General features: G+C 70.2%; 23 protein-coding genes. 12 read left to right on the forward strand and 11 right to left on the reverse strand.

The window, feature by feature from the left end; genetic code table 11:
- Positions 1 to 297: 297 nt before the first annotated feature.
- Together AB0G04_RS05175 and AB0G04_RS05180 are read right to left on the reverse strand one after the other, a co-directional pair.
- Complete coding sequence (locus tag AB0G04_RS05175; protein ID WP_360976681.1) at positions 298 to 888, reverse strand: redoxin domain-containing protein; 591 nt, start codon at positions 886 to 888, stop codon at positions 298 to 300.
- Positions 889 to 989: 101 nt separating this feature from the next.
- Positions 990 to 1,346: a nuclear transport factor 2 family protein gene (locus AB0G04_RS05180; protein WP_360976684.1), complete on the reverse strand. Its 357-nt coding sequence runs from the start codon at positions 1,344 to 1,346 to the stop codon at positions 990 to 992.
- Positions 1,347 to 1,631: 285 nt separating this feature from the next.
- Here AB0G04_RS05180 and AB0G04_RS05185 point away from each other — a divergent pair, with 285 nt between their 5' ends.
- Positions 1,632 to 2,264, forward strand: a complete 633-nt coding sequence (locus AB0G04_RS05185; protein ID WP_360976687.1) for a DUF4360 domain-containing protein — start codon at positions 1,632 to 1,634, stop codon at positions 2,262 to 2,264.
- Between the two features lie 7 nt (positions 2,265 to 2,271).
- Here AB0G04_RS05185 and AB0G04_RS05190 read toward each other — a convergent pair whose 3' ends face one another.
- Together AB0G04_RS05190 and AB0G04_RS05195 are read right to left on the reverse strand one after the other, a co-directional pair.
- Complete coding sequence (locus AB0G04_RS05190) at positions 2,272 to 2,925, reverse strand: response regulator transcription factor (RefSeq protein ID WP_360977859.1); 654 nt, start codon at positions 2,923 to 2,925, stop codon at positions 2,272 to 2,274.
- Between the two features lie 157 nt (positions 2,926 to 3,082).
- Positions 3,083 to 3,931, reverse strand: a complete 849-nt coding sequence (locus AB0G04_RS05195; protein ID WP_360976690.1) for a histidine kinase — start codon at positions 3,929 to 3,931, stop codon at positions 3,083 to 3,085.
- Between the two features lie 98 nt (positions 3,932 to 4,029).
- Here AB0G04_RS05195 and AB0G04_RS05200 point away from each other — a divergent pair, with 98 nt between their 5' ends.
- The 4 genes from AB0G04_RS05200 (at position 4,030) to AB0G04_RS05215 (ending at position 6,982) form a co-directional block, all read left to right on the forward strand.
- Entirely contained in the window at positions 4,030 to 4,740 is a 711-nt protein-coding gene (locus tag AB0G04_RS05200) for an ATP-binding cassette domain-containing protein (protein WP_360976693.1), read from the forward strand.
- Positions 4,734 to 5,483: a hypothetical protein gene (locus AB0G04_RS05205; protein WP_360976696.1), complete on the forward strand. Its 750-nt coding sequence runs from the start codon at positions 4,734 to 4,736 to the stop codon at positions 5,481 to 5,483. Before AB0G04_RS05200 ends, AB0G04_RS05205 begins: the two co-directional genes overlap by 7 nt.
- Entirely contained in the window at positions 5,480 to 6,019 is a 540-nt protein-coding gene (locus AB0G04_RS05210) for a hypothetical protein (protein ID WP_360976699.1), read from the forward strand. Before AB0G04_RS05205 ends, AB0G04_RS05210 begins: the two co-directional genes overlap by 4 nt.
- A gap of 117 nt (positions 6,020 to 6,136) precedes the next feature.
- A complete protein-coding gene (locus AB0G04_RS05215; RefSeq protein ID WP_360976702.1) occupies positions 6,137 to 6,982 on the forward strand; it encodes a CDP-alcohol phosphatidyltransferase family protein in 846 nt (281 codons plus the stop codon).
- 7 nt (positions 6,983 to 6,989) lie between these two features.
- Here the strand turns inward: AB0G04_RS05215 and AB0G04_RS05220 are convergent, their stop codons facing one another.
- Genes AB0G04_RS05220 through AB0G04_RS05230 form a run of 3 tightly spaced genes read right to left on the reverse strand, consistent with a single transcriptional unit; the run spans position 6,990 to position 11,054 of the window.
- Positions 6,990 to 8,687 carry a glycerol-3-phosphate dehydrogenase/oxidase gene (locus tag AB0G04_RS05220; RefSeq protein ID WP_360976705.1) on the reverse strand — a complete coding sequence of 566 codons (1,698 nt, stop codon included), beginning with the start codon at positions 8,685 to 8,687 and terminating at the stop codon, positions 6,990 to 6,992.
- A 2-nt stretch (positions 8,688 to 8,689) separates the two neighbouring features.
- A complete protein-coding gene (gene glpK / locus AB0G04_RS05225; protein ID WP_360976708.1) occupies positions 8,690 to 10,207 on the reverse strand; it encodes a glycerol kinase GlpK in 1,518 nt (505 codons plus the stop codon).
- Entirely contained in the window at positions 10,200 to 11,054 is an 855-nt protein-coding gene (locus AB0G04_RS05230) for an MIP family channel protein (RefSeq protein WP_360976711.1), read from the reverse strand. Before AB0G04_RS05230 ends, glpK (AB0G04_RS05225) begins: the two co-directional genes overlap by 8 nt.
- A 215-nt stretch (positions 11,055 to 11,269) precedes the next feature.
- Between AB0G04_RS05230 and AB0G04_RS05235 the strand changes: the two genes are divergently transcribed.
- A complete protein-coding gene (locus AB0G04_RS05235) occupies positions 11,270 to 12,022 on the forward strand; it encodes an IclR family transcriptional regulator (protein WP_360976714.1) in 753 nt (250 codons plus the stop codon).
- The gene (gene glpK, locus AB0G04_RS05240) at positions 12,019 to 13,515 is read left to right on the forward strand and encodes a glycerol kinase GlpK (RefSeq protein ID WP_360976717.1); all 1,497 of its coding nucleotides are present in this window, start codon (positions 12,019 to 12,021) and stop codon (positions 13,513 to 13,515) included. The genes AB0G04_RS05235 and glpK (AB0G04_RS05240) overlap by 4 nt, the downstream gene beginning before the upstream one ends.
- Before the next feature lie 3 nt (positions 13,516 to 13,518).
- On the opposite strand, the gene AB0G04_RS05245 is transcribed toward glpK (AB0G04_RS05240), so the two are convergent.
- Together AB0G04_RS05245 and AB0G04_RS05250 are read right to left on the reverse strand one after the other, a co-directional pair.
- Positions 13,519 to 14,085: a hemerythrin domain-containing protein gene (locus AB0G04_RS05245; protein ID WP_360976720.1), complete on the reverse strand. Its 567-nt coding sequence runs from the start codon at positions 14,083 to 14,085 to the stop codon at positions 13,519 to 13,521.
- Between the two features lie 67 nt (positions 14,086 to 14,152).
- Entirely contained in the window at positions 14,153 to 14,377 is a 225-nt protein-coding gene (locus tag AB0G04_RS05250; RefSeq protein ID WP_360976723.1) for a zinc-ribbon domain-containing protein, read from the reverse strand.
- 265 nt (positions 14,378 to 14,642) lie between these two features.
- On the opposite strand from AB0G04_RS05250, the gene AB0G04_RS05255 reads away from it, so the two are divergent.
- Both AB0G04_RS05255 and AB0G04_RS05260 read left to right on the forward strand, forming a co-directional pair.
- Complete coding sequence (locus AB0G04_RS05255) at positions 14,643 to 14,987, forward strand: STAS domain-containing protein (RefSeq protein WP_360976726.1); 345 nt, start codon at positions 14,643 to 14,645, stop codon at positions 14,985 to 14,987.
- A gap of 57 nt (positions 14,988 to 15,044) precedes the next feature.
- Positions 15,045 to 16,085: a LuxR C-terminal-related transcriptional regulator gene (locus tag AB0G04_RS05260; RefSeq protein WP_360976729.1), complete on the forward strand. Its 1,041-nt coding sequence runs from the start codon at positions 15,045 to 15,047 to the stop codon at positions 16,083 to 16,085.
- 252 nt (positions 16,086 to 16,337) lie between these two features.
- On the opposite strand, the gene AB0G04_RS05265 is transcribed toward AB0G04_RS05260, so the two are convergent.
- Together AB0G04_RS05265 and AB0G04_RS05270 are read right to left on the reverse strand one after the other, a co-directional pair.
- Positions 16,338 to 19,127, reverse strand: coding sequence for a S8 family serine peptidase (locus AB0G04_RS05265; RefSeq protein ID WP_360976732.1), 2,790 nt, complete (start codon positions 19,125 to 19,127; stop codon positions 16,338 to 16,340).
- 348 nt (positions 19,128 to 19,475) lie between these two features.
- Positions 19,476 to 20,483 (reverse strand): GNAT family N-acetyltransferase, encoded by a 1,008-nt coding sequence (locus AB0G04_RS05270; protein ID WP_360976735.1) that lies wholly within the window; start codon positions 20,481 to 20,483, stop codon positions 19,476 to 19,478.
- Between the two features lie 227 nt (positions 20,484 to 20,710).
- On the opposite strand from AB0G04_RS05270, the gene AB0G04_RS05275 reads away from it, so the two are divergent.
- From AB0G04_RS05275 to AB0G04_RS05285, 3 genes are read left to right on the forward strand one after another with little or no spacing between them, the layout of a single operon-like run.
- Positions 20,711 to 21,475, forward strand: coding sequence for a polysaccharide deacetylase family protein (locus tag AB0G04_RS05275; protein ID WP_360976738.1), 765 nt, complete (start codon positions 20,711 to 20,713; stop codon positions 21,473 to 21,475).
- On the forward strand, positions 21,468 to 22,568 hold the full coding sequence (locus AB0G04_RS05280) for an aminotransferase class I/II-fold pyridoxal phosphate-dependent enzyme (protein ID WP_360976741.1): 1,101 nt from the start codon (positions 21,468 to 21,470) through the stop codon (positions 22,566 to 22,568). The genes AB0G04_RS05275 and AB0G04_RS05280 overlap by 8 nt, the downstream gene beginning before the upstream one ends.
- A 5-nt stretch (positions 22,569 to 22,573) precedes the next feature.
- The gene (locus AB0G04_RS05285) at positions 22,574 to 23,800 is read left to right on the forward strand and encodes a glycosyltransferase family 4 protein (protein WP_360976744.1); all 1,227 of its coding nucleotides are present in this window, start codon (positions 22,574 to 22,576) and stop codon (positions 23,798 to 23,800) included.
- The last annotated feature ends 3 nt before the right edge of the window (positions 23,801 to 23,803 follow it).

Consider the following 23,803-nt stretch of genomic DNA (forward strand, 5'->3'; position numbering starts at 1 on the left):
ACCGGGCGCGAACATGGCGGTGAATCTACGGCGACGCGGAGATCAGCGCGACCGATTTACCGCCTGGAGCCCGTCGGCGAAGGCGCGGCGCCAGTTGACGTAGTCGTGGCCACCGGCGTACCGCGATGAAGTCACGCATTCGCGGTACCACGCCGAGGTCGGAGTCGCGGGTGGCGTCGGGGAGGTGCACGAAGAAAGCGATGAGCGGCGGCCGGCCGGTGCAGGACGACCTGCCGCTCGCCGCCGAAAACGGCACTGTCGATGGTGACGGCCTCACGCAGCCGCCCCGGAGGCATGTCAAGCGATCGATGCCGCTCCGCCGAGGGCGCGGACCGCACGGATCACCGTGGCCGCGGGCAGCTGTTCCAGCCAGTTGGGGCGCACCTCGGCGAACCGGACGTGCCCGGTGCGGTCGGCGACGACCACCGCGGCGAACGGCAGCACCGACCGTCCGGTGGCGAGCGGCCGGTCGGCGCCGGGGCTGCTGAAGCCGATGTTGAGGGCGTCGATCAGCACATGCCGCGGGTCGGAGGCGACCAGGAAGGGCAGTTCGTCGCGGTGCTTGACGCCGGCCAGGCGGCGCGGCGCCTGCGGGCTGACCGCGACCAGGTGGGCGCCGAGGGCGGTGAGCGCCGGTTCGAGTTCGGCGGCGTAGGCCCGGAGCAGCGCCTCGCAGTATCCGGAGCCGGCGTAGCGGATGAAGACCAGCACGAGCGGGCCGGTGTCCAGGAGCCGGTCGAGATGGACGGGACCCAGGTCCACCTCGTAGACCGGCAGCATCGGCAGCCGGTCGCCGGCCTTCACCATCCGCTTCCAGATCGCGTTGCGGTCCAGGAGTCGCCGGAACGCTTCGTCGTCGACGCGGCGCAGGTCCTGCACGGTCGTCATCGTGGGTCTCCAGTCTCGAGTATGCGGTAACTATACCCCACCAAGCAGATAGGAGATATGGGCTACGGGCGGGGGTCCCGAGCCGGGGCCCGGGACCCGCGTCACGCTCCGGCCGTCCGCGGGCGGCTGACGTCCCAGTGCTCCACGATCAGGCCGTCCTCGAAACGCCAGATGTCGACGACGTCCTCGTCCGGCCCCTCGGCGGGAATCAGCGTGTAGTGCGCCACGACGAATTCGGCATCCGCGATGACGTGCTGAATCTCGATCTCGGCGGTCGCGATCGGTGAATTGACGATGAACTCGATCCAGGCGTCCCGTCCGGGCGGGGCGCCAACGGTGTGCGACACGAAATCCTCCCGGATGATCTCGCGCAGCACCTCGATCTCACCGGCCGCGAACCGGCCGAAAGCATCGAGGAAACGTCTCTTGTTCTCCTCAGCGGGGTCGATGTCTGTCATGCCCTCACCGTCGCACCGGCGCCCGCCGGTGTCGAGGTTCCTAGCATTGATCCGATTCAGACGTGCCGGGTTCACCGAAGTCTGCCCGGAAAGCCGGGGCGGTGCGCCCCGGACGGGCAATAAACCGCTTCCGGTAAACACCGGCGGGCGTCTCCCTTGTGCTATCGCCTGCGCGGCCGGACCGGTGAACGTACGTTTTCCCGGGTGCCCTGTCGCGGCACCAGCGGCAGCCCGCAAGGCGCATTCCCGCACCCATTTTCTTTCGCACGAGACAGGAGACAAATCATGCTGAACATCCTCGCCGCCGGAGCAATGGCGCTCTCGTCCCTCACCGCCCCGGTCAGCGCGCCGCAACAGGTCAATCCACCGACCGAGCCGATGACGATCTCGGTGGGCAAGGTGAACGGAACCGGCTGCAAACCCGGCACCGCGACAGCGCAAGCGTCCCAGGACAACCAGGCGATCACCATCTCCTACAGCGCCTACACCGCGCAGGTGGGCCCCAACGTGTCACCACTCGAGTCCCGGAAGGGCTGTCAGCTGTTCCTGAACGTCTCCGTCCCGTCCGGCTACAGCTTCGCCATCGCGAAGGCCGACTACCGCGGTTTCGCCCACCTGGAAAAGGGTGCGAGCGCGAGCCACCGGGCGTTCTACTACTTCCAGGGCATGAACAACAGCGTCACCGCTGAGCGCGGGGTCGCCGGCTACTACGACGACAACTGGACGATCACCGATGAGGTCGGGATCGAGTCGCTGAACTGGAGCCCGTGCCGCGCCTCGCGCTATCTCGTCGTCAACTCGTCGGTTCAGGTCAATGCCGGCAGCTCGGACCCGGCCACGTACAGCTGGATGACCGTGGACTCGGCGGACGTCAGCCTCGACACCATCTTCCAGCTGACCTGGAAGACCTGCTGGTAGTCCTGCCTCAGCGCGGGCGGACCAGACCGGCGTTGAAGGCGGCGATCACCAGCTGGGCACGGTCGCGGGCGGACAGTTTCGCGAGCAGGTGCGTGATGTGCGTCTTCACCGTCTTCACCGAGATGACCAGCGCGACGGCGATCTCGTCGTTGGCGAGACCGTTCCCGATCAGCGCGAGAACCTCCATCTCGCGCGGGGTGAGCCGTCGCAGTGCCCCGGCCGGACGTTCCGGCCGGGGCACTGCCACGTAGTGGGCGATCAGCCGGGTGAGGATCGACGGCGCGAACAACGACTCGCCACGGCCGGTCCGGCGCACCGCCTCGACCAGATCCTCGGGGCGCGCGTCCTTGAGCAGGAACCCGGACGCCCCGGCCTGCAGTGCCTCGTAGACGTACTCGTCCAATTCGAACATGCTCAGCACCAGCACCCGGGTACCGGTCAGCGACGGATCGGCGCAGATCCGGCGGGTCGCCTCCAGACCGTCCAGGCCGGGCATCCGGACATCCATCAGCACCACGTCCGGCCTGGTGGCCCGGGCCCGCGACACCGCCTCGGCACCGTCACCGGCCTGCCCGACCACCTCGAGATCGCTCTGATGGCCGATCACCACGGCAAGGCTCCGGCGCAGCAACGGCTGATCATCGACAACCAGGACCTTCATCGGTACGCCCAACGCGCCTCTCCCTCCCCGCCGCGGCCGAACCCCACAGCCGCCTCCCGTACTCCGCAGAACGGCCGCCGCCCCGCCAAAACCGCATCCCAGCTACGCGCCACCGCTGTCTTACACGCGCGGAGACCGCGGTGGTGCATGGCCGGGGTCATTCGGGCGGGGTGTCGGGGATGCGGGCCACCAGGTGGAAGCCGCCGTCCACACGCTCGGCGGTCAGGGTGCCGCCCAGGCTGCCGACCCGTTCGCGCAGGCCGGCCAGGCCATGACCGGCGCCGGGTGTGGGCCGCCAGCCGTCGGCCGGGCCGGTGTCGGCGACGCTGGCCACCACGTGCGAACCGTCCCGGCGCACCCGCACCACCACGTCGGCGGGCCCCGCGTGCCGGGCGGTGTTGGCAAGTCCTTCCCGGACCGTCCGGCAGACCGCGACCTGCACGCCCGGTGACACCTGACCGAGGTCCCCGACGGTGAGGGCCGGTCGCAGCCCGGCCACCTCGGCCGCCCGGACGATCTCCGGCAGCGCCGCGATCCCCTCCAGCGGCGCACGCGGGCCGGGTGCGGCCGGATCCCGCAGGACGGTCAGCATCCGGCGCAGTTCGGCGGTGGTGTCCCGGCTCGTCGCCTCGATGTCGTCGAGTGCGGCCCGCATCTCGGCCGGCCCCGGCTCGAAGTGGGTGGCCGCTGCCCGGACGGTGATCAGCCCGAGCCCGTGCGAGACCAGATCATGCAGGTCGCGGGCGATGCGCAGGCGCTCGGCCAGTACCGCTTCGGTGGCCGCCCAGGCCGTGAGGCGCCGCTCGTACTCGGCCCGGTCGGCCCGCCAGCGCCGCACCGCCCAGGTCGCGGCCGCGACCGCGCTGCCGCCGATCAGTATCGGGAGCACCCGCGCGGCCGGTCCGTCGGCGCCGACCGTGCACATCGCCATGATCAGGACAGCGGCCATCACCAGGACGACCGGGACCGCCCGGCTGCGCAACGCCGGCCGCTCGAACGTGTTCACCGGTCCGACTCTAGAGCTCGGACCCAGGTCGTAGACGGCCCGCGGAAGCCGGAGCACGGTCCGATGTGGGGGCCGGTCCGGCCGACTTGACTGGGTGGATGATCACGATTGACGGTGTCACCAGGGTCCGGGGACGGACCACGATCCTGCACGAGGTCAGTTTCACGGCGCTGCCGGGGCGGGTCACCGGGTTCCTCGGGCCGAACGGCGCCGGCAAGACCTCCACGCTGCGGGTGCTGCTCGGGCTGGACCGTCCGCAGGCCGGACGGGCCCTGATCGACGGACAACGGTATGCCGGCCTGGACCGTCCGCTCACCGTCGTGGGGGCGCTGCTGGACGGGAGCGGCGCACATCGGGCGCGGACCGCCCGGGCCCATCTGCGCTGGGTGGCGACAAGCAACGGCATACCCCGGGGACGGGTGGACGAGGTTCTGGAGGTGGTCGGGCTCACCGCGGACGCCGGCAAGCGGGCCGGCCGGTTCTCGCTCGGGATGAGCCGCCGGCTCGGCCTGGCCGCCGCGATGCTCGGTGATCCCCCGGTGCTGATCCTGGACGAGCCGGTGAACGGTCTCGACCCGGCCGGGATCCGATGGATGCGTACGTTCCTGCGCGAGCGCGCGGGCCAGGGCCGGACCGTGCTGCTGTCCAGCCATCTGATGGGCGAACTGGCCGAGACCGCCGACGACGTGGTGATCATCGACCAGGGCCGGGTGGTGACGTCCGGGACGCTGGCCGAGGTGGTCGGCGACCATCCGACTCTGGAGGACGCCTTCCTGGCCCGTACCGCGAGCAAGGGGGCGGCGTGGTGAACCTGATCCATGCCGAGCTGCGGAAACTGCTCGGGCTGCCGACCGCGTGGGTGGGCCTGGTGCTGGGGCTGATCGCGGCGCCGGCTCTGGCGCTCCTCAGTGCCGGAGCCACCCGCCAGGCGATCGAGCGGGGCATCGCCGGCGATCCGTCGGACACCGCGTTCCAGCCGCTGGGGATCGGGCTGCTCGGTGCGCTGATCCTCGGTGTCGTCGCGGTGAGCAGCGAGTACACCTCCTCCGGGGAGGACGCTCCGGGTGCGAGACAGATGACCACGACGCTCGCCGCGATGCCGCGGCGGTACCGGCTGGTGGGCGCGAAGGCGGTGGCGGTGAGCCTGCTGGTGGCGGTGCAGGGGGCGATCACCGCGGTGGCGACGCTCGCGCTGACCGAGATGGTCCTCGGACCGCTGGTGCCACCGGCCGAACCGGGGCGGGCGGCCGCGGCGGTCCTCTACTGGGTGCTGCTGGGCCTGCTCGCGTACGCCCTGACCCTGATCTTCCGCAGCGGGGTGATCACACTGACCGTGCTGATCGTGAACAGCTCGGTGGTGTCGGTGTCCTACCTGCTGACGAAGGTGACCCCGCTGGCCGCCTACCTGCCGGACATCGTCGGCGCGCACATGTTCCTCAACGATGTGGGTGACGTGGACATCGCCCCCCTGACCGCCGGGCTGGTGATGACGGCCTGGGTGGCGGCGCTGCTGGGCCTCGGCGCCTGGCTGTTCGACAGGCGGGAGGCATGATCGGGGCCCTGCGGGCCGAGGTGATCAAGTTGGTCACCCTGCCGTCGCTGCGGCTGACCCTGGCGCTGACCTGGGCCGTGACGCTGCTGCTGCGGCTCACCGACCCGCCCCGTGGGGTGGTGGCCTACGGGCAGATCGGGGTCCTGGTGCTGGGCGTGCTGGCGGCCGGTCACGAGTACCAGGCCGGCGGCCAGATCCGGGCGTCGCTGCTGGCAGTGCCGCGGCGCCCGCTGCTGGCCGTCGCCAAGATCGTCGCCCTGACCGCCACAGCGGCCCCGTTCGTCCTGGTCACCGCACTGCTGGCGGGTGAGCCGGGTGCCACCGGCGGGTTGTTGCTGGATCTGCTGGTGGCGGCCGCGGTGGGCACGGTGCTGCGGCATCCGGTCGGCGCCACCGGGGTGGTGCTCACGGCGTACGAGATCGGTGTGCCCTTGGTCCGCACCCACCTGCCGGACGTCGCCCTGCCCTCGTTGCCGGTCTGGGCGGCCGCGGCGATCGTGATTTCGGTGGCAACGTTCTGCCGTCGTGAGGCGTGAGATGGTCGGGGCCTTGACGCCCCGTTGTTGAATGCCGCTCAGCGCGGGGCCCACCCCTTACGTTCACGTGCCGATCACGTGTTCCCCCCGCGCTGTACACGTCGAGGAGTGACAGCGATGGCCCAGCGCCCCACACTCGCGGAGATCCGCGAGCGCACCTACAAACGCCGCGACGCGTGGTGGACGGTGTGGCTGGTGGATCCGCTCGCCGGCCCGCTGGTACGACTGGTGGCGCCGTGGCGGTGGGCGACGCCGAACCTGCTGTCGCTGGCCGCGTTCGCGGTGGGCCTGGGCGCGGCGGCGTGTTTCTGGCAGGGCGAGTACAAGTGGCTGCTGGCCGGCGCCCTGCTGTTCCATCTGGCCTTCGTGCTGGACTGCATGGACGGCAAGATCGCCCGGCTGAACGGTACGGGTTCGCTGTTCGGCACGTGGCTGGACTACGTCTTCGACCGGCTGCGGGTGGTGACGTGCGCGCTGGCCCTGTTCGGCGGGCAGTGGCATCTGACCGGTGAGACCCACTACCTGTGGCTGGCCACCGGGGTGATCTTCCTGGACATGTTCCGGTACCTGAACGCCCTGCAGATGCAGAAGGTCAAGCAGACGATGAAGGAGCGGCTGCTCGAGGCGACCGGGGCCGCCCCGGAACAGTACGTCGACGAGTCGGACGAGGTGGTGACGCCGGAGTCGATGGAGTCGGCGCGGGTCGACGTGCACGGTGACTTCCGCACCCGGTTCGGTCTCTTCCTGCGGATCCGCCACTTCCTGCTGCGGCAGCGGATCCGCGCGCACGTCTTCAGCGGTATCGAGTTCATGATGTTCGTCTTCATCGTCGGCCCGGTGACCAGCGCGATCGTGCCGGTCACCATCGCCTCCGGGGTGCTGCTGCTCGCCTTCGAGTCGCTGCTGGTCTACAAGCTCTGGACCACCACCAGGACGTACCACCGGAAGCTGGCGGCTCTCTGAGCCGGCCTCATCTGACGCGCACCGGCACCACGTCCGGAGCGCCGAGGCGGGCCGCGTCGGCCGTCTCGTCGTCCTGCTGCTCCTGCGAGGCCCGTTCCGCCTCGACCCGCAGGCGGTAGTTCTCCACCTCCCGGTCACGCTGTTCGGGGGTCCAGCCCAGCACCCGGCCGATCAGTTCGGCGGCGTGCGGTGCCGCCACCACACCCCGGTCGAACGTCTCGATCGAGATGCGGGTCCGCCTGGTCAGCACGTCGACCAGGTGGCGGGCGCCCTCGGCGGCGGCCGCGTAGACGAACTCGGCCCGCAGGTAGTCCTCGGCGCCCTCGATCGGCCGGCCCAGATCCGGATCGTCGCGGACCAGGTCGAGCAGCTCGTGGATGAGCGACCCGTACCGGCCGAGCAGATGCTCGATCCGGGCCACGTGCAGGCCCGACTCGGCGGCCAGGAGGCCCCGGCGGTTCCACAGCGCCGGATAGCCGTCCGCCCCGACCAGCGGAACCCGGTCGGTGACCGACCGTGGCACGTTACGGGCCAGGCTGTGCACGCAGGCGTCGATCGCGTCCTTCGCCATCACCCGGTACGTCGTGTACTTGCCACCGGCGACCACCACCAGCCCCGGCACCGGGCTGCCGACCGAATGCTCCCGGGACAGCTGCGACGTCGACTCGGACTCGCCGAACAGCAGCGGCCGCAGCCCCGCGTAGACGCCCTGCACGTCGGCCCGCTCCAGCGGCGTCGCCAGCGTCTTGTTCACCTCGCTGAGCAGGTAGTCGATGTCCTTGCTGGAGGCGGCCGGATGCGCCTTGTCCAGCCGCCAGTCGGTGTCGGTGGTGCCGATGATCCAGTGCCGGCCCCACGGGATGACGAACAGGACACTCGACGCGGTCCGCAGGATCAGTCCGGTCGACGACTGGATCCGGTCGCGCGGCACGACCAGGTGGATGCCCTTGGAGGCGCGCACGTGGAACTGGCCGCGCTCACCGACCAGGGACTGCGTCTCGTCGGTCCATACCCCGGTCGAGTTGACCACCTGCCGGGCGCGGATCTCGTACGTCCGGTCGTGTTCGAGGTCGTGCACCCGTACGCCGGTGACCCTTTCGCCCTCCCGGAGGAAACCGACCACCTCGGCCCGCGTCACGACGTGGGCCCCGTGGGACGCCGCGGTCCTGGCCAGGAACATGGTGTGCCGGGCGTCGTCGAGCTGCGCGTCGTAGTACTGCAACGCCCCGACCAGCGAGTCCTTGCGTAACGCCGGGCAGGCCCGCATCGCGCCGCGGCGCGTCAGGTGCCGGTGCCGCGGCAGGGAACCGGGCCCGGCCATCGTGTCGTAGAGGGTCACGCCGGCACCGGCGTAGAGGCGTTCCCAGCCGCGATGTTTCAGTGGATAGAGGAACCGGACGGGCCGGGCCAGATGTGGTGCGAGGCGTTGCAGGATGAGTCCGCGCTCCCGCAATGCCTCGCGCACCAGCGCGAAGTCGAGCATCTCCAGATAGCGCAGGCCGCCGTGGATGAGTTTGCTGGACCGGCTCGACGTGCCGGAGGCGAGGTCGCGCGCCTCGACGAGGCCCACGGTCAGTCCCCGTGTGACCGCGTCGAGCGCGCAACCCGCCCCCACCACTCCTCCGCCGATCACCAGGACGTCGACCTCCCGCGCCGACAGGGCAACGAGTGCGGCGTCCCGGTAGGAAGGAGAAAGAGCAGTCATGATCAGTCCACGTCCACCCAGTCGAGGGTTCGCTGCACCGCCTTCTTCCACCGCCCGAAGCCCTGTTCCCGCTGTTCGTGCGACCAGGCCGGCTGCCAGCGCTGCGACTCGTTCCAGTTCTCCCGCAGCTCGTCGGTGTTCTTCCAGAAGCCGACCGCGAGGCCGGCCGCGTAGGCGGCGCCCAGCGCGGTCGTCTCGGCGACCACCGGCCGGCTGACCGGCACACCGAGCACGTCGGCCTGGATCTGCATGCACAGGTTGTTCACGGTGATCCCGCCGTCGACCTTGAGCACGTCCAGGGTCACGCCGGAGTCCTGCGCCATCGCGTCGACCACGTCCCGCGTCTGGTAGCAGATCGCCTCGAGGGTGGCACGGGCGATGTGCGCGCCGGTGTTGAACCGGGACAGGCCGACGATGGCGCCGCGGGCGTCGGATCGCCAGTACGGCGCGAACAGGCCGGAGAACGCGGGTACGAAGTAGACGCCGCCACTGTCCGGGACCTGCGACGCCAGCGACTCGCTCTCGGCGGCCGAGTTGATGAGGTGCAGCTGGTCGCGCAGCCACTGCACGGCCGAGCCGGTGACCGCGATCGAACCCTCCAGGGCGTAGACCGGGGCGGCGTCGCCGAACTTGTAGCAGACCGTGGTGAGAAGGCCGTTCTCCGAGCGCACCAGGTTCGTCCCGGTGTTGAGGAGCATGAAGTTGCCGGTCCCGTAGGTGTTCTTGGCCTCGCCGGGTGAGAAGCAGACCTGCCCGACCGTGGCGGCCTGCTGGTCGCCGAGGTCCCCGGTGAGCGGCACGTCGCCGCCGAGCGGTCCGCTGACGTGGGCGACACCGTAGCCGTTCGGGTCCGACGAGGGCCGGATCTCCGGCAGCATCCGCCGGGGGATGCCGAAGAACGACAGCAGTTCGTCGTCCCAGTCGAGGGTCTCCAGGTTCATCAGCATGGTCCGGCTGGCGTTGGTCACGTCGGTGACGTGGTTGCCGCCGTCCTTCCCGCCGGTGATGTTCCACAGCAGCCAGCTGTCGGTGTTGCCGAAGAGGGCGTCACCACGCTCGGCGGCCTCGCGTACCCCGTCGACGTTCTCCAGGATCCATTGGATCTTGCCGCCGGAGAAGTAGGTCGCCGGCGGCAGCCCCGCCTTGCGCCGGATCACGTCGCCCCGGCCGTCACGGTCGAGGGCGGAGGCGATCCGGTCGGTACGGGTGTCCTGCCACACGATCGCGTTGTAATACGGCCGGCCGGTACGCCGGTCCCACACGACCGTGGTCTCGCGCTGGTTGGTGATGCCCACCGCGGCCAGGTCCGACGCGCTCAGGTTAGCCTTCTGCATGGCGGTCCGCACGACGGTGACGGTCCGGTCCCAGATCTCGATCGGGTTGTGCTCGACCCAGCCGGCCTGCGGCAGGATCTGCTCGTGCTCCAGCTGATGCCGGGCCACCTCGTTGCCGCCATGGTCGAAGATCATGAAACGGGTGCTGGTGGTCCCCTGGTCCACTGCGCCCACGAAGTCAGCCACGGTTCGCCTCCACGTTCTCGTCACTCAGGTTTCCGTCACGCTGGGTCGGAATCTCGCCCGGTTCCTGAGGAGCGTCCGACGGAAGGAAACGTCCGATCAAAGTCTGGTACAGCCCCGCGCCGAGAACGCCGCCGATGATCGGCCCGACTATCGGGATCCAGAAGTAGAGATACCCTGTCTGGTCGCGGAACGCGCCGCCATACCCGGTCAGGAAGCTGGCGAGTCGCGGCCCGAAGTCACGGGCCGGGTTGATCGCGTAGCCGGCGTTGGTGCCCCATGCCATGCCGATGGCGACCACGAGCAGGCCGACGACGACCGGTCCGAGGTTGGCCGCCGGAGCGGTGTTGGCCATGTCGGTGAGCGCCAGGATCACGAAGAGCAGGATCGCGGTGCCGATGATCTGGTCCCGGAAGGCGCCCCACTCGCCGACCGGGAGCGTGCCGTTGCCGGGCAGCGTCGAGAAGACGCCCTGCGTCTTGATCGTCAGACCGGGGTCGGCGGCGTTCAGGACCTCGGTGTAGTTCCAGCGCACGATCAGCGCGGCGACGAACGCGCCGAGGAACTGGGCGATCGAGTACGGGGCCACCTTCCGCCAGGAGAAGCCCTTGAAGACGGCGAGCGCGATGGTCACCGCCGGATTGAGATGTGCGCCGCTGACCCGCGCCGCGACGTAGATGCCGAGTGTCACACCCAGGCCCCAGGCCCAGGCGATGCTGTCGTGGTCCCCGATGCCGGCGGCGGCGACCTGCGCCACCACCCCCACGCCGAACAGGATCAGGATCATCGTGCCGGCGAACTCGGCGGCGAGTTCCCCGACGAGGCCGGGTGTCTTGAATCGTGTGGCCATGCTCCCTCCAGGCTTCGTTGCCTCCAGATGCCTGGACGCTATGGAGAGGCCCGGTAAGGGGCAATGAACAGCGGTCGGCATTGTCGAACATCGGCGAGGATTGTTCGCGACGGTGGAGACGGCGCGGTCCACTTTGCGCCTTGCGACAGTCCATGTAGGTCGCGAACAACCCTCGATAACCGCGAGTCGTCGCACGGTGGCATAGAGTCCGAAACATGCCGGGCACTGTGCAGGCGATCGAACGAGCGGCCGCGATCCTGCGGACGCTCGCCGGTGGGCCGGGCCGGCTCGGGCTCACCGAGATCGCCCGCACCCTGGACCTGGCGAAGGGCACCACCCACGGCATCCTGCGCACCCTGCAGCTGGTCGGGTTCGTCGAACAGGACCGGGTCTCCGGGCACTACCAGCTCGGCGGGGCCCTGCTGCACCTCGGCACCAGCTACCTGGACATCAACGAACTGCGGTCCCGCTCGATCAACTGGGCCGATCCGCTGGCCGCGCGCAGCGGCGAGGCGGTCCGGATCGGCACCGTCCTCGAGGGCCGGGTCCTCGTCGTCCACCACGTGTTCCGGCCGGACGACACCTTCCAGACCCTCGACGTCGGCGCGCTGCTGCCGCTGCACGCCACGGCGCTGGGCAAGGTACTGCTCGCCTACCGGGCCGGCGGTCCCGTCCCCGACCTGGAAGCCTTCACCCGGCTCACCCTCACCGATCCGCGCGCGCTCGCCACCGCCCTGGACGGGGTACGCGACGCCGGCTGGGCGAGCGAGATCGAGGAGTTCCTGCTCGGGCAGGCCGCGGTGGCGGCACCGATCCGCGGCTACGGCGGCCTGGTGGTCGGTGCGATCGGCGTCTCCGGCCCGGTCGAGCGGCTCTGCGACAGCCGCTACCGGCCTCGCGCCCAGCTGGTGGCCTACGTACGCGACGCCGCCCGCGCGATCTCCCGGGACCTGGGGGCCACCCGATGACGGAGAAATACGTGGTCGCCATCGACCAGGGCACCACCTCGACCCGGTGCATCGTCTTCGACCGGCGCGGGCAGCTGGTGTCGCTCGCGCAGCAGGAGCACAAGCAGTACTTCCCCCGGCCCGGCTGGGTGGAGCACGACGCCATGGAGATCTGGCGCAACGTGGAACGGCTCGCTCCCCGGGTCCTGAGCCGGGCCGGGATCGAGCTCGGTCAGGTGGCGGCGCTGGGCATCGCCAACCAGCGGGAGACGACGGTTGTCTGGGACCGGCTGTCCGGGGTTCCGGTGGGGCGGGCGATCATCTGGCAGGACACCCGCACGGACGCGCTGGTGAACTCTCTTCTCACCCGGGCCGAGGCTTCCGACATCTCCGAGATATCCGGCTTGCCGCTGGCGACGTACTTCTCCGGGCCGCGGCTGCGCTGGATCCTGGACCACACGCCCGGCCTGCGGCGGCGCGCCGAACGCGGCGAGGTGCTGTGCGGCACCATGGAGACCTGGCTGATCTGGAACCTGACCGGCCGAAGCCAGCACGTCACCGACGTCACCAACGCCAGCCGCACCATGCTCCTCGACGTCCGGTCGCTGGACTGGTCCCCGCGGGCCCTCGACTTCTTCGGCATCCCCCGCGCGATGCTGCCGGCGGTGCGGCCGTCCATCGGCGGCTTCGGCACGGCGTCGCAGGGCTTTCCGGGGGTACGGATCGGCGCCGCGCTCGGCGACCAGCAGGCGGCCCTCTTCGGGCAGACCTGCTTCACGCCCGGCGAGGCGAAATGCACCTACGGAACCGGCAGTTTCCTGCTGCTCAACACCGGCACGGAGCTGGTACCCCCGGAGAACGGCCTGCTCAGCACGGTCGCCTACCAGATCGCGGGCGAGCCGGCGGCGTACGCCCTGGAAGGTTCGATCGCGATCACCGGCTCCCTGGTCCAGTGGTTCCGCGACCAGCTCGAGCTGATCTCCAGCGCGCCGGAGATCGAGACGCTGGCCCGGACCGTCGCCGACAACGGCGGCTGCTACATCGTGCCCGCCTTCTCCGGCCTGTACGCGCCCTACTGGCGCAGTGAGGCACGCGGCGTCATCGTGGGCCTGACCTCGTACATCACCAAGGGACACCTGGCCCGCGCGGTGCTGGAGGCGACCGCCTGGCAGACCCGTGAGGTGGTCGACGCGATGAACGCCAACTCCGGCCTGACCCTGACCACGCTCAAGGTCGACGGCGGGATGACGGCCGACAACCTGCTCATGCAGATGATCGCCGACGTCCTCGACGTGCCGCTGGTACGCCCGCTCGCCGTCGAGACGGTGTCCCTCGGTGCGGCGTACGCGGCCGGCCTGGCCGTCGGTTACTGGCCCGACCTCGACGGCCTGCGCCGCAACTGGCACATCGCCGGGCAGTGGATGCCGGCCATGGACCCGGCGGTGCGTTCCACCGAGTACGCCAACTGGCGCCGCGCGGTGGAACGCACCTTCGACTGGATCCAGCCGGCCTGACCGTTACTTCGTGGCGCGGTGGGTGAGCCGGTCACGGAGCCGGTCGACCAGCCCCACCCCGGGCCCGACCAGCTTGTGGAACAGCTCGCTGTTCGGCGCGCCCGGATGCGGCCGGGTCGGAGCCAGCTTCTTCGCCGTCTCGACCTTCCCGGCCAGCCCGGCCAGTTCGTCGGCGGGGATCCGCAGGCGCATCTCCGGGAACTGTTCCTGCTCCTCGTCGCGCACGTGGTCGGCTAGCAGTTCCTCGAGCTTGCGCAGCGCCTGGTCGAACTCGGGGCTGGAGACGTCCACGTCCTCCAGCCGCTTCATCGTCACCTCGAGCTCCTTGTGCTCCTCGATGTCGTGCTCGACGGCCTTCTCGCCGTCGTCGAGGTACTTGCGCATGGCCGGGTAGATGTACATCTCCTCGGCCACCGCGTGCCGCACCAGTTCGCTGATCGCGGTGTCGGTGAGGTCACGCCGGATCATCGGGTCCTTGACCGTCCAGATCTCACCGATCAGGGCGGTGACGTCACGGTGGTCACCGGCGAGGACATCGAACACGTCCCCGCCGCTCTGCGGGCTTGTCACGTTTCCTCCAGGGGGCAGACACGTTCAGTTCCGACGTGGGGCTACCCGTCCCGGACGGAAACATGCCTCAGGCGGCGATGAGGCGCGGATCGGCCTTGCGGAAGCCGAGGCAGTGGCCGCAGACCATGTAGTGGCTCGCCGGTTTCACCGGGAACAACGGCACGAAGAACAACGTGAACTTCGTGGTACGCCGCAGAATCTGCTGCGGTGCCTCCCAGTGGCAGATCTCGCACGTCATGACCCGTGTGCCGATCACGTGGTCCTTGCTCCGCAGTCCGAACAGCACGAACATCGCTGACTCCCTCATTCACCGGTGGACCCCATGGTCATACCCAACGGCAAGCGGAACGTGCCGGCATCGCCGAGACGGCCCCGGCGACATCGTGGTGGTGACCGTGCCGCAGCACACCCGGTGGGCACCCCGGCGGCCAGCGATTCCGTCCGGAAGCTGGTCGATGCTGTCTGTTCGCGCGGAACGGGTGGGAGTTTCTTCCGATGTCCGGACCGACCGCCGCTGAGTAGCGTCGACCGCGGTACGGATCGGTACGGGAGGGCGCGTGCGAGAACTTCAGGAAGATCTCACCGTCACCGCGCGGCGGGCCGGCCCCGGCGAACTGCTGGTCCGGGTCGTCGGTGAGCTCGACACCCGGACGGCGGCGCCGATGCTGCGCCAGCTGACCGAGCTGCTGGACGGGGGCCCGGAACTGATCCGGCTGGATCTGACCGGGATGGACTTCTGTGACCACGCCGGGCTGCGGGCCCTACGGGCGGTGGAGGCGGCGGCCGGTCCGGACCGGGTACGGATCGTCGCCGTCCACCCGTCGGTCGACATGATCCTGCGGCTGTGCGGGATCGAGACGTTCCTCGGCCATCCCGCCGGGGCGGCGACCTGGACCGCCTGATCGGCCGACCCCGCCGGGAGCGTGCCGATACACCACCGGAGCGGCCATGATGGACGGGTGGGCCAACCTCCCGTCGGCGGGCGGATCACGGCCGAGATCCTGCGGGTCGCGGCGCTGCGGGTCGGCGTCCGGGAGCGGGCCGAGGCGCTGATCGAGGCGTTACGCCCGGTGCTGCGCCACGACGCGGCCTGGCTCAGCCTGCTCGACCCGGAACGCTGGCTGCAGGAGCCGGTCGCCACCCCGGGTCACCGGCCACGCCTGCGGCACCATCTGACGAGCCGGGAGTTCATGGCCGAGGTGGAACGGGTCGGCATGCACCGCGGGCGCCGGCCGATCCGGGTGGTCGACTCGCCGGTCCCGGTGTCCGAACTGGCCGTCTGGGTCGACCACTTCGCACCGGCCGGGCTGGCCGAAGGAGTGTCGGTCCCGCTGGTCACCGCGGACGGGCGGTATGTGGGGCTGCTCGGCGCGCACACCGAGTCGCCGGTGCCGCTCGGGGACGAGGACGTCGACCTGCTGGTCATGCTGACTCCGCTGATCGCGCACGTGGTGGATCCGCTGCGGACCCTGACCACGCTCACCGGGATGGTGCAGGACGCCCGAGCCGGTGTGGTGCTGACCCGGGCGGGACGCGCCGAGGGACTGCCGGGACTGCCGGGCCCACGGGAACTCGGGGTGGAACCGGCCACGTTACGGCTGCTGGGTTCGCTGCTGACGCCGGATCGCACGCTGGCGCGATTCCTGGTGCCGGGGGAGGATCCGCCGGGACAGCCGGTCCTGCTGCGGGTGACGGCGCTGGCCTGCCCTCCGGAGCCGCCCGGCCACTACCGGGCCATGATGCTGCTGGGGCCGCCGCCGGAGACGTACGGCCTGACCCGCCGCGAGTTGCAGGTGCTCGGCCTGCTGGTGGAGGGGCGCAGCAACGCGGCGATCGCGAACGAGTTGCGGATCACCGCCCGTACCGCGGTCGGGCACCTCGAGCACATCATGCTGAAGATGAGGGCCGAGTCGCGGACCGCGGCGGCGGTGCGTGCCGATCGGCAGGGCCTGTACATGCCGGCCGGGCTGCTCAACCCCATCCCGCACATCACGCGGTGAAGCCTCACGCGGTGCAGCCTCACACCTTGAGCAGCGCCCACACCATCGGCGACCATGTACCGGCCCGGCTGCGGCGGCCGGGTCCGAGGGCAGGTGCAGGCGTGCCCGGTCCATCCGCGGCCGATGGCTGATCAGGAACGACCGGGCGAGCGGCACGGTCGGGAAGACGGGCACGAGCCGGCGCCAATCACCGTCAGGTGTGGCACGTCCCCTTGCCGGGCGGGACGTGCCACACCGGTCATCGATGCCGGATCAGTGCGGTCCGAAGGTGTCGTGGGTGATGTACTGCCCGGTCGGCGGGGTGACCGTGGTGCGGTTGGCACCCGGCTCCCAGGTGACCGTCCCGTCCGGATCCCGCTTGGCGTACTTGAACTCCACCGCTGTACCGGGCGGCAGCGCGACGCCTCCCGACCACACCGGGTAACGGGCCGCGTCGAGCACGACGCCCCGCGCCGGGTCCCACCCGCCCAGCTCCGGCAGGTTGCCGACGACCAGGACCTGCTGACCCCATCGAGTCTCGGCGGTGACGTTGAAGGTCGCCGCGATGCGGTTCACCGGATCGGGCCGGAAGGTCACCCCGGTGCCCTCCCGCAGCGAGGCGGCATCGACGGAGTACGCGAGACCGGCCGTTCCCGCCGGGTTCTCCACGCCGATCGTGGCCCCGGCTCCGCTCGACCGTTCCCCGGACAGGCCCCGGTACCCGTAGGTGACGGTGCCGTCGGCGTGCAGGACGGCACTGACCGAGATCCGGCCGTCGTAGCCGAAGAACCGCACGTTGCGCCACTCCACCACGAAGGTGTCCGCGCCGGCGGCCGTGTAGATACCGGCCGGATCGTCGACGACCAGGTCGTCCCAGAGCGCGTAGAAGGCATGGTTCGGTTCGGCGGCGTCCGGCAGGGCGGTGTTCTGGTAGTAGGTGCTCGGGCTGCCGAGCCCGATCACGCCGTTGGTGCTGATCCAGGCGCGGTTACGGGCGACACCGTAGAGCGGGACCGCGAACGGCAGGGTCACCTCGGTCACCGCGTCGTCACCGGTGATCGGCAACTTCTCGGTGCCGGGGCGGTACGCCTCGGTCGCGGGGGCGCAGCGGTAGCCGTACCCGTCCACGATCTGCCGCAACGCGAGGTCGAGGGTGACGTCACCGCTGACCGTCAGTGATCGGTTCTCGGCGGCGAAGCAGCCACCCAGCGGACGCACGGTGAGTTCGTAGCTGCCGTGCGGTGCGGCAAGCCGGAAACGCCCGTCAGCACCGGTGGTGACGGTCGCCGGGGTTCCGGTCAGCCCGACGACGGCGCCCTCGAGCGCCACTCCGGCACCGGTCACCACGCCGGACACCACACCGGAGGCCGCGCTGGTGAGAGCCGGATCGACAGTCACGGCGTCACCGGCCGTGATGGTCACGCCGGTCTCGAACGGGTCGTACCCGAACGGGGCCACCCGGAGGCGGTAGGAACCGGCCGGCAGCCGGCCGAAACGATAGGCGCCGTCGGCCGCGGCGGTCACCGTCCGCGACGCCGTTCCGGTCAGCGTCAGATCAACCCCGCCGAGGGGTACGCCGTTCGCGCGCACCGTACCCGTGAGGCTTCCCGACGGGCTCACCGCGAGCCGCACCGCCGCGTACGCGTCCAGGCGGCCCTGCCCGAACACGTTGTTGTCGCCGGCCGTACCGCCGCAGCTGGTGTCGTTCGTGTCGATCGCCGTCTCGTCCAGGATCTCCCTGGTGGCGGCGATGTCCCGGCGCAGCGCCGGAGCCGCCGACCAGATCAGCGCCACGGTGGCCGCGGTGTGCGGGGAAGCCATCGACGTGCCGCTGTTGGCCGCGAAGTCACCGCCCGGCACGCTGGAGCGGATGTCGACGCCGGGCGCCGACAGGTCCGGCTTGACGCCGCCGTCCTGACCGGTGCCGCGGCTGGAGAACCAGGCGATCCGGTCCTCGGCGTCCGTCGCCCCCGACGCGTACGTGCCGGCGTAGGAGCCGGGCGTGCCCGAGGTGTTGCAACCCGGTCCGGCGTTGCCGTTGGAGAACGCCGGGAAGATGCCGGCGGCCACCCAGGAACGGACCACGTCGGAGTACCACGGGTCGAACCCGGCCGCTCCGCCCCACGAGTTGTTCACGACGTCCGGAGCCAGGTCCGGGCGCGGGTTCTGCCCGTTGCGGTCGGTCGGCGCGACGATCCACTGTCCGGCCGCGAGCAGGGCCTCCACCGAGCAGGAGCTGTGCTCGCAGCCCTTCGCAGCGATCCAGCTGACGCCGGGAGCCACGCCGATACCGCCGGCGCCGGCCATCGTGCCCATCGTGTGCGTGCCGTGACCGTTGTTGTCGCACGGGGTGCCGTCGGCACAGAGCCCGGTCGGGTCGAACCAGTTGTAGTCGTGCGTCCAGCCGCCGCCGGCCTGCCGCCCGCGATAGCTCGCGGCCAGTGCCGGGTGGTCGAACTGCACACCGGTGTCGATGTTCGCGACGACGACGCCCTGACCGCGGACGCCGTTCTCGGCCCAGACCCGCGGAGCGCCGATCCGGTCAACGTTCCACTCGACGGCGTCGACGGTCGCCCGCACGGCACCGGCGACCGGCGCGGGGAGCGTCACCGGGGTGTCCGGCAGCACGGCCTTCACCTCCGGGCGGGCCGCGACCTCGGCGAGCAGACGGGCGTCGCCGGTGACCTTGACGGTGTCGGCGATCCAGAACGTCTTGAACTTCGCCTTGCGGCTGGTCAGCAGCTTGCGCAGGCCCCGCTGACTGCGGGCGGCACTGTCGGTCGCGGCCCGGTGGACGGCTCCGGCCCGGGCCTTGCCCTTCGCCTTCGTGGCCGGGGCCAGGTCGGGCCGGTCGCGCAGCAGCACCCAGAAGGATGCCTCGCGGCCGTCCGCCACGGCAGCGGTGACCCGGTCATCGATCCTGGAATCCGCCGGCGCAGCGGCGGCGGGAGTACCGGCCAATGTGGACAGTGAGAGCGCGAGGACGGTCAAGCCGGTGCCGATCACCCGTCTCGTCCGGCGCCTGCCGGGATCCGGCTCCGGGCCACTCGGGTCCTTCGTCATGGGTCTTCCTCCGGTCGGTGACGCACTCCGCCGGGAACGGAGTGCGGTTGGACCCTATTGACGAAACCCAGTTTCTTGCAAGTTCTTGCAGTTCTTTCAATGTGTTTCGCACCCATGTCGATTTCGCCGCGTCGCTGTCGACATTGCAGCTCAGGATGGGCTCCTGCACCTCCGGCCGGTTACGGGAAAATGCCGGGCCGCGCGAATGACGAAAATCCAGACGCGACGATATGGCGGCTATGTTTCGGCAAGAAGTTGCACTGATTTCACAGTTCTTGCAGCTGCGGCCGCGGTGGCCCTGCCACCGGTCGAGCTCTCCCGAACCTTCCCGCGGTACGGCCGGCGAGGTCAGCGGGCCGCGGTGAGGCGGGCCACGGTTCTCTGCTTGAGGGCGAAGCCCTGCTTGGCGGCGTCGCGCAGGTGGGCGACGAACGGCGAACGGGAACGGCGGGCCCACGGAACCGCGACCTCGGTGGTGCCGTACTTGGACTTGTAGGAGTTGCCGCCGACGAAGTCGAACTCGGTGACACCGCGCGACCTGGCCCAGCGCAGCGCGTACCAGATGAGGCTTTCGTTGGGCCTCAGGTGCTGGTGCTCGCGGTAGCTGGCGCCGCCCCAGAAGTACATGGTGCGGTGGTACCAGGGCAGGACCGCCGTGGCGATGCAGCGGCCCTCGGGATCGCGGGCGCGCAGCAGCAGCACCCGGCCGGCCGGTCCGAGGTGACGGATCAACGACCGAACTCTTTCCACCGAATAGGTCGGTACCAGATTCTGTTTGGCGAATACGTCCCGCAATTGATCGTAGAATTCGTCGGCGAATGCGGGATCAGCGGCCGCCTCCTCGACGGTGACGCCTGACTTGGCGGCCTTGCGGATGTTTCTGCGGCACGCACCGGCCATCGATCCGAAGAGCTCGTCCTCGCCCGGAATCAATGAGATCACCGCGGTCGGGGCGTCGTCCCAGCGGAGACCGAGGCCGTCCAGATCGGCGGCGGTCAGGCCGCGGTCGCGGATCTCGAGGTGGGCGGCGCCGGCCTCGCCGAAGGCGAACGGCATCAGGGCCGACAGCGCGGCGCGCCGGGGAACTTCGGGGCGCAGGGTGAAGCCCAGGTAGGAGGTGGTCCACCCGGCCATCGGGCTGCCCAGGATACGCATGCCGAACCGCCTGCTCAGCAGACCTGTGTAGTGGCCGACGATCTGGCCGCCGTCGGTGACCGTGGCCAGCAGCGGCTCGGCGCGCTGGCATTCGGCGACGAAGCGGAGCCACTCGGGAGTGTGGAAGATCAGCCGATCCGCGTACGTCGCCCGGTCTGCCCAGAGGGCGGCGTCAGGCTGCACCTGATGCAGTCGCAACATGAGGGTCCCCGATCGCAATTATGGCCCGGCGGGCCTGATGATGCTCAACCATAAGCCCATTCCACAAGAAGCCGATCGGGCTATTTCTAATCGATGCGAATAATACTCACATTCCTTATGACAATTGCTACTGCCACACCAGTCACGTATTTGCAATGGTTGGTGAGAGCCGCGGGGCACTGCCCCGCGGCCACGCGGAGTCGGACTAGCGGGAAGGTGCCGATCGCATGCAGACGGCGATCAGACGACGCCTGAACGAACTGGGACTGCGCAGCCGCCTGCGCGCACAGCCCCGGCTGCAGGGACGGATCCTGGCCCCGGCCGGCCTGCGGCGCCGCCTGCCGAGCGCGCCCGGCCTCTACTGCCCCTTCTACCACGACGTCCCGCCGGAGTACGCGAAGGACTTGCGCCGCCACCTGCGAGCCCTGCAGCGGATCGGACCGCTGTTGTCCTGGGACGACGCGCTGGCTGTGCTGTCCGGCGCAAAGCCGCTGACCGGTCCGGTGTTCTGTCTCTCCTTCGACGACGCCCACCCCACCTGGCTCGAAGTCGCCGCTCCGGTGCTGCTCGAACTGAAGGTCCCGGCGATGTTCTTCCTGACCTCGGGGCTGGTCGGGCAACCGGGCAACATGACCTGGCAGGACTGCCGTGACCTGCTGGCGGCCGGCTTCGACTTCGGGTCGCACACGGTCACCCACCACCGGCTCGCCGACCAGGACGACGTGGCGGTGACGGCCGAGTTCGTCGACTCCAAGCGTGCGATCGAGGACGAACTCGGCGTCGAGATCAGGGACTTCGCCGCGCCGTACGGGCATCCGGCCGTCGATTTCGGCGACCGGGACGTGCGGATCGCGCAAGAGGCCGGGTACCGCAGCTTCGCCACGACGCTGCGGCCGGCCATGTACCCGGGCCACTCCCCGATGTTCATCCACCGGCAGGGACTGCACCCGGCCTGGCCGATCCTGGCTGTGAGGACCCGCGTCCATGACTGAACCGCGCATCTACCTGTCCCCTCCCGACGTCAGCGACCTGGAACGCAAACTGCTGCTCGACGCGTTCGACTCGAACTGGGTGGCCCCGGTCGGCCCCGACCTGGACGCCTTCGAGGAGCAGGTGGCCGAGCTGGTCGGCGTGCGGCACGCGGTCGCGCTGAGCAGCGGCACGGCGGCCCTGCACCTGGCCCTGATCGCGGCGGGGGTACGACGCGGCGACACCGTGCTGGTGCCGTCGTTCACCTTCGCGGCGACCGCCAACGCGGTGATGTACCTGGGCGCCCGGCCGGTGTTCGTCGACTCCACCCCGGACAGCTGGAACGTCGACCCGGCACTCGTCGCCGAGGAGTTACGGGCCCGGGCCGGGCGCGGCACGCTGCCGCGCGCGGTGATCACCGTGGACATGTACGGCCAGTGCGCCGACTACGACCCGCTGCTGGAGGCCTGCGACCGCTACGGCGTACCGCTGATCGAGGACGCCGCCGAGGCCCTGGGCGCCTCCTACCGGGGTCAGCCGGCCGGCTCGTTCGGGCTGGCCGGCGTGCTCTCCTTCAACGGCAACAAGATCATCACCACCGGCGGCGGCGGCATGCTCGTCACCGGCGACAGCCGGGTCGCCAAGCAGGCCCGATACCTGTCCACCCAGGCCCGCGAGCCGGTCGCGCACTACGAGCACCGCGCGGTCGGCTACAACTACCGGCTCAGCAACCTGCTCGCCGCGGTCGGCCGGGGTCAGGTGCAGCGCCTGGAACAGATGATCGCCGCACGGAAGGCCACCTTCGAGTACTACCGGCGGGAACTCCCCGAGCTGACGTTCATGCCGATCGCCGGGTACGGCGTCCCCAACTACTGGCTGACCTGCGCGCTCGTCGACGGCGACCGGGACCGGCTGCTCACGGTGCTGAACGAGCGCGACATCGAGGCCCGGCCCGCGTGGAAGCCGATGCACCTGCAGCCGGTCTTCCAGGACTGTGTGACCCGTGGTGGCGAGGTGTCCGCCGACCTGTTCCGCCGCGGGTTGTGCCTGCCCAGCGGATCCGCTCTGACCGAACACGACCGGAAACGCGTCGTGGACGCGATTCGGGAGGGCTGAGACGCATGCACATCGTCTACATCCATCAGTACTACTGCAATCCGGGCATGGCCGGGGGGATCCGCTCGTACGAGCAGGCCCGCCGGCTGGTCGCGCGCGGGCACACGGTCGACGTGATCACCACCGACATCACCCCGGGCGCACGGCGGCTAGGCTGGACCACGACCGTCGACGACGGGGTGACCGTCCACTGGTTCCGTGTTCCGTACAACAACAACATGTCCTATGCCCGCCGCCTGCGGGCCTTCGCCGAGTTCATGGTGCTGGCCGCCGTGAAGGCGGCGAAGCTGCGTGCCGACCTGGTGTTCGCCACCAGCACACCGCTGACCGTGGCGGTGCCCGGAGTGATCGCCGCGAAGCTGCGCCGGGTGCCGTTCGTCTTCGAGGTCCGCGACCTGTGGCCCGAGGTACCGATCGAGATGGGCGCGCTGCGCAATCCGGTGCTGCGCAAGGCCGCCGGCGCGCTGGCGCACTTCGCCTATCGCAACGCGTCCGAGGTGGTCGCCCTCTCCCCCGGCATGGCCGGCGGTGTCGTCGCCCGCCGGCCGGGCACGCCGACCACGGTCATCCCGAACGCCGCCGACCTGGACCTGTTCCGCGTCGATCCGGAGGAGGTACGCCGTTTCCGGGCCGCACACGACTGGCTCGGGGACCGGCCGCTGCTGGTCTACACCGGCGCGCTCGGCGTGGTCAACGGCGTGGGGTACCTGGTCCGGGCCATGCACACGGCCACCAGGCTCGACCCCGACCTGCGGCTGCTGATCGTCGGGCACGGCAAGGAGTGGGAGCCGACCAAGATCCTGGCCGCGGAGCTCGGCCTGCTCGGCTCGGTGGTGCACATGTGGGAGAAGGTGCCCAAGTCGGAGCTGCCGGTGATCCTCGGCGCCGCCACCATGTCGAGCAGCACCGTCCGGCCGATCCGCGGGCTGTGGGACAACTCGGCGAACAAGTTCTTCGACGCGCTGGCCGCGTCCCGGCCGATCGCCGTCAACTACGGCGGATGGCAGGCCGACCTGCTCCGCGAGACCGGTGCCGGGTTGGTGCTGGACCCCTCCGACACCGAGTCCGCCGGGTCGGAACTGGCCCGTTACCTGCGCGACGAGCTGTGGCTGAAACAGGCCCGGGACGCCGCACACCGACTGGCCGTGGAGCAGTTCTCCCGCGACCTGCTCTTCGAGAGGTTCGAGGCCGTGCTGAACCGGGCGGCCCGCCTCGAACCCGCCAATACCTGAAAA

The sequence above is a fragment of the Actinoplanes sp. NPDC023801 genome (assembly GCF_040639655.1).
Lineage (GTDB): Bacteria > Actinomycetota > Actinomycetes > Mycobacteriales > Micromonosporaceae > Actinoplanes.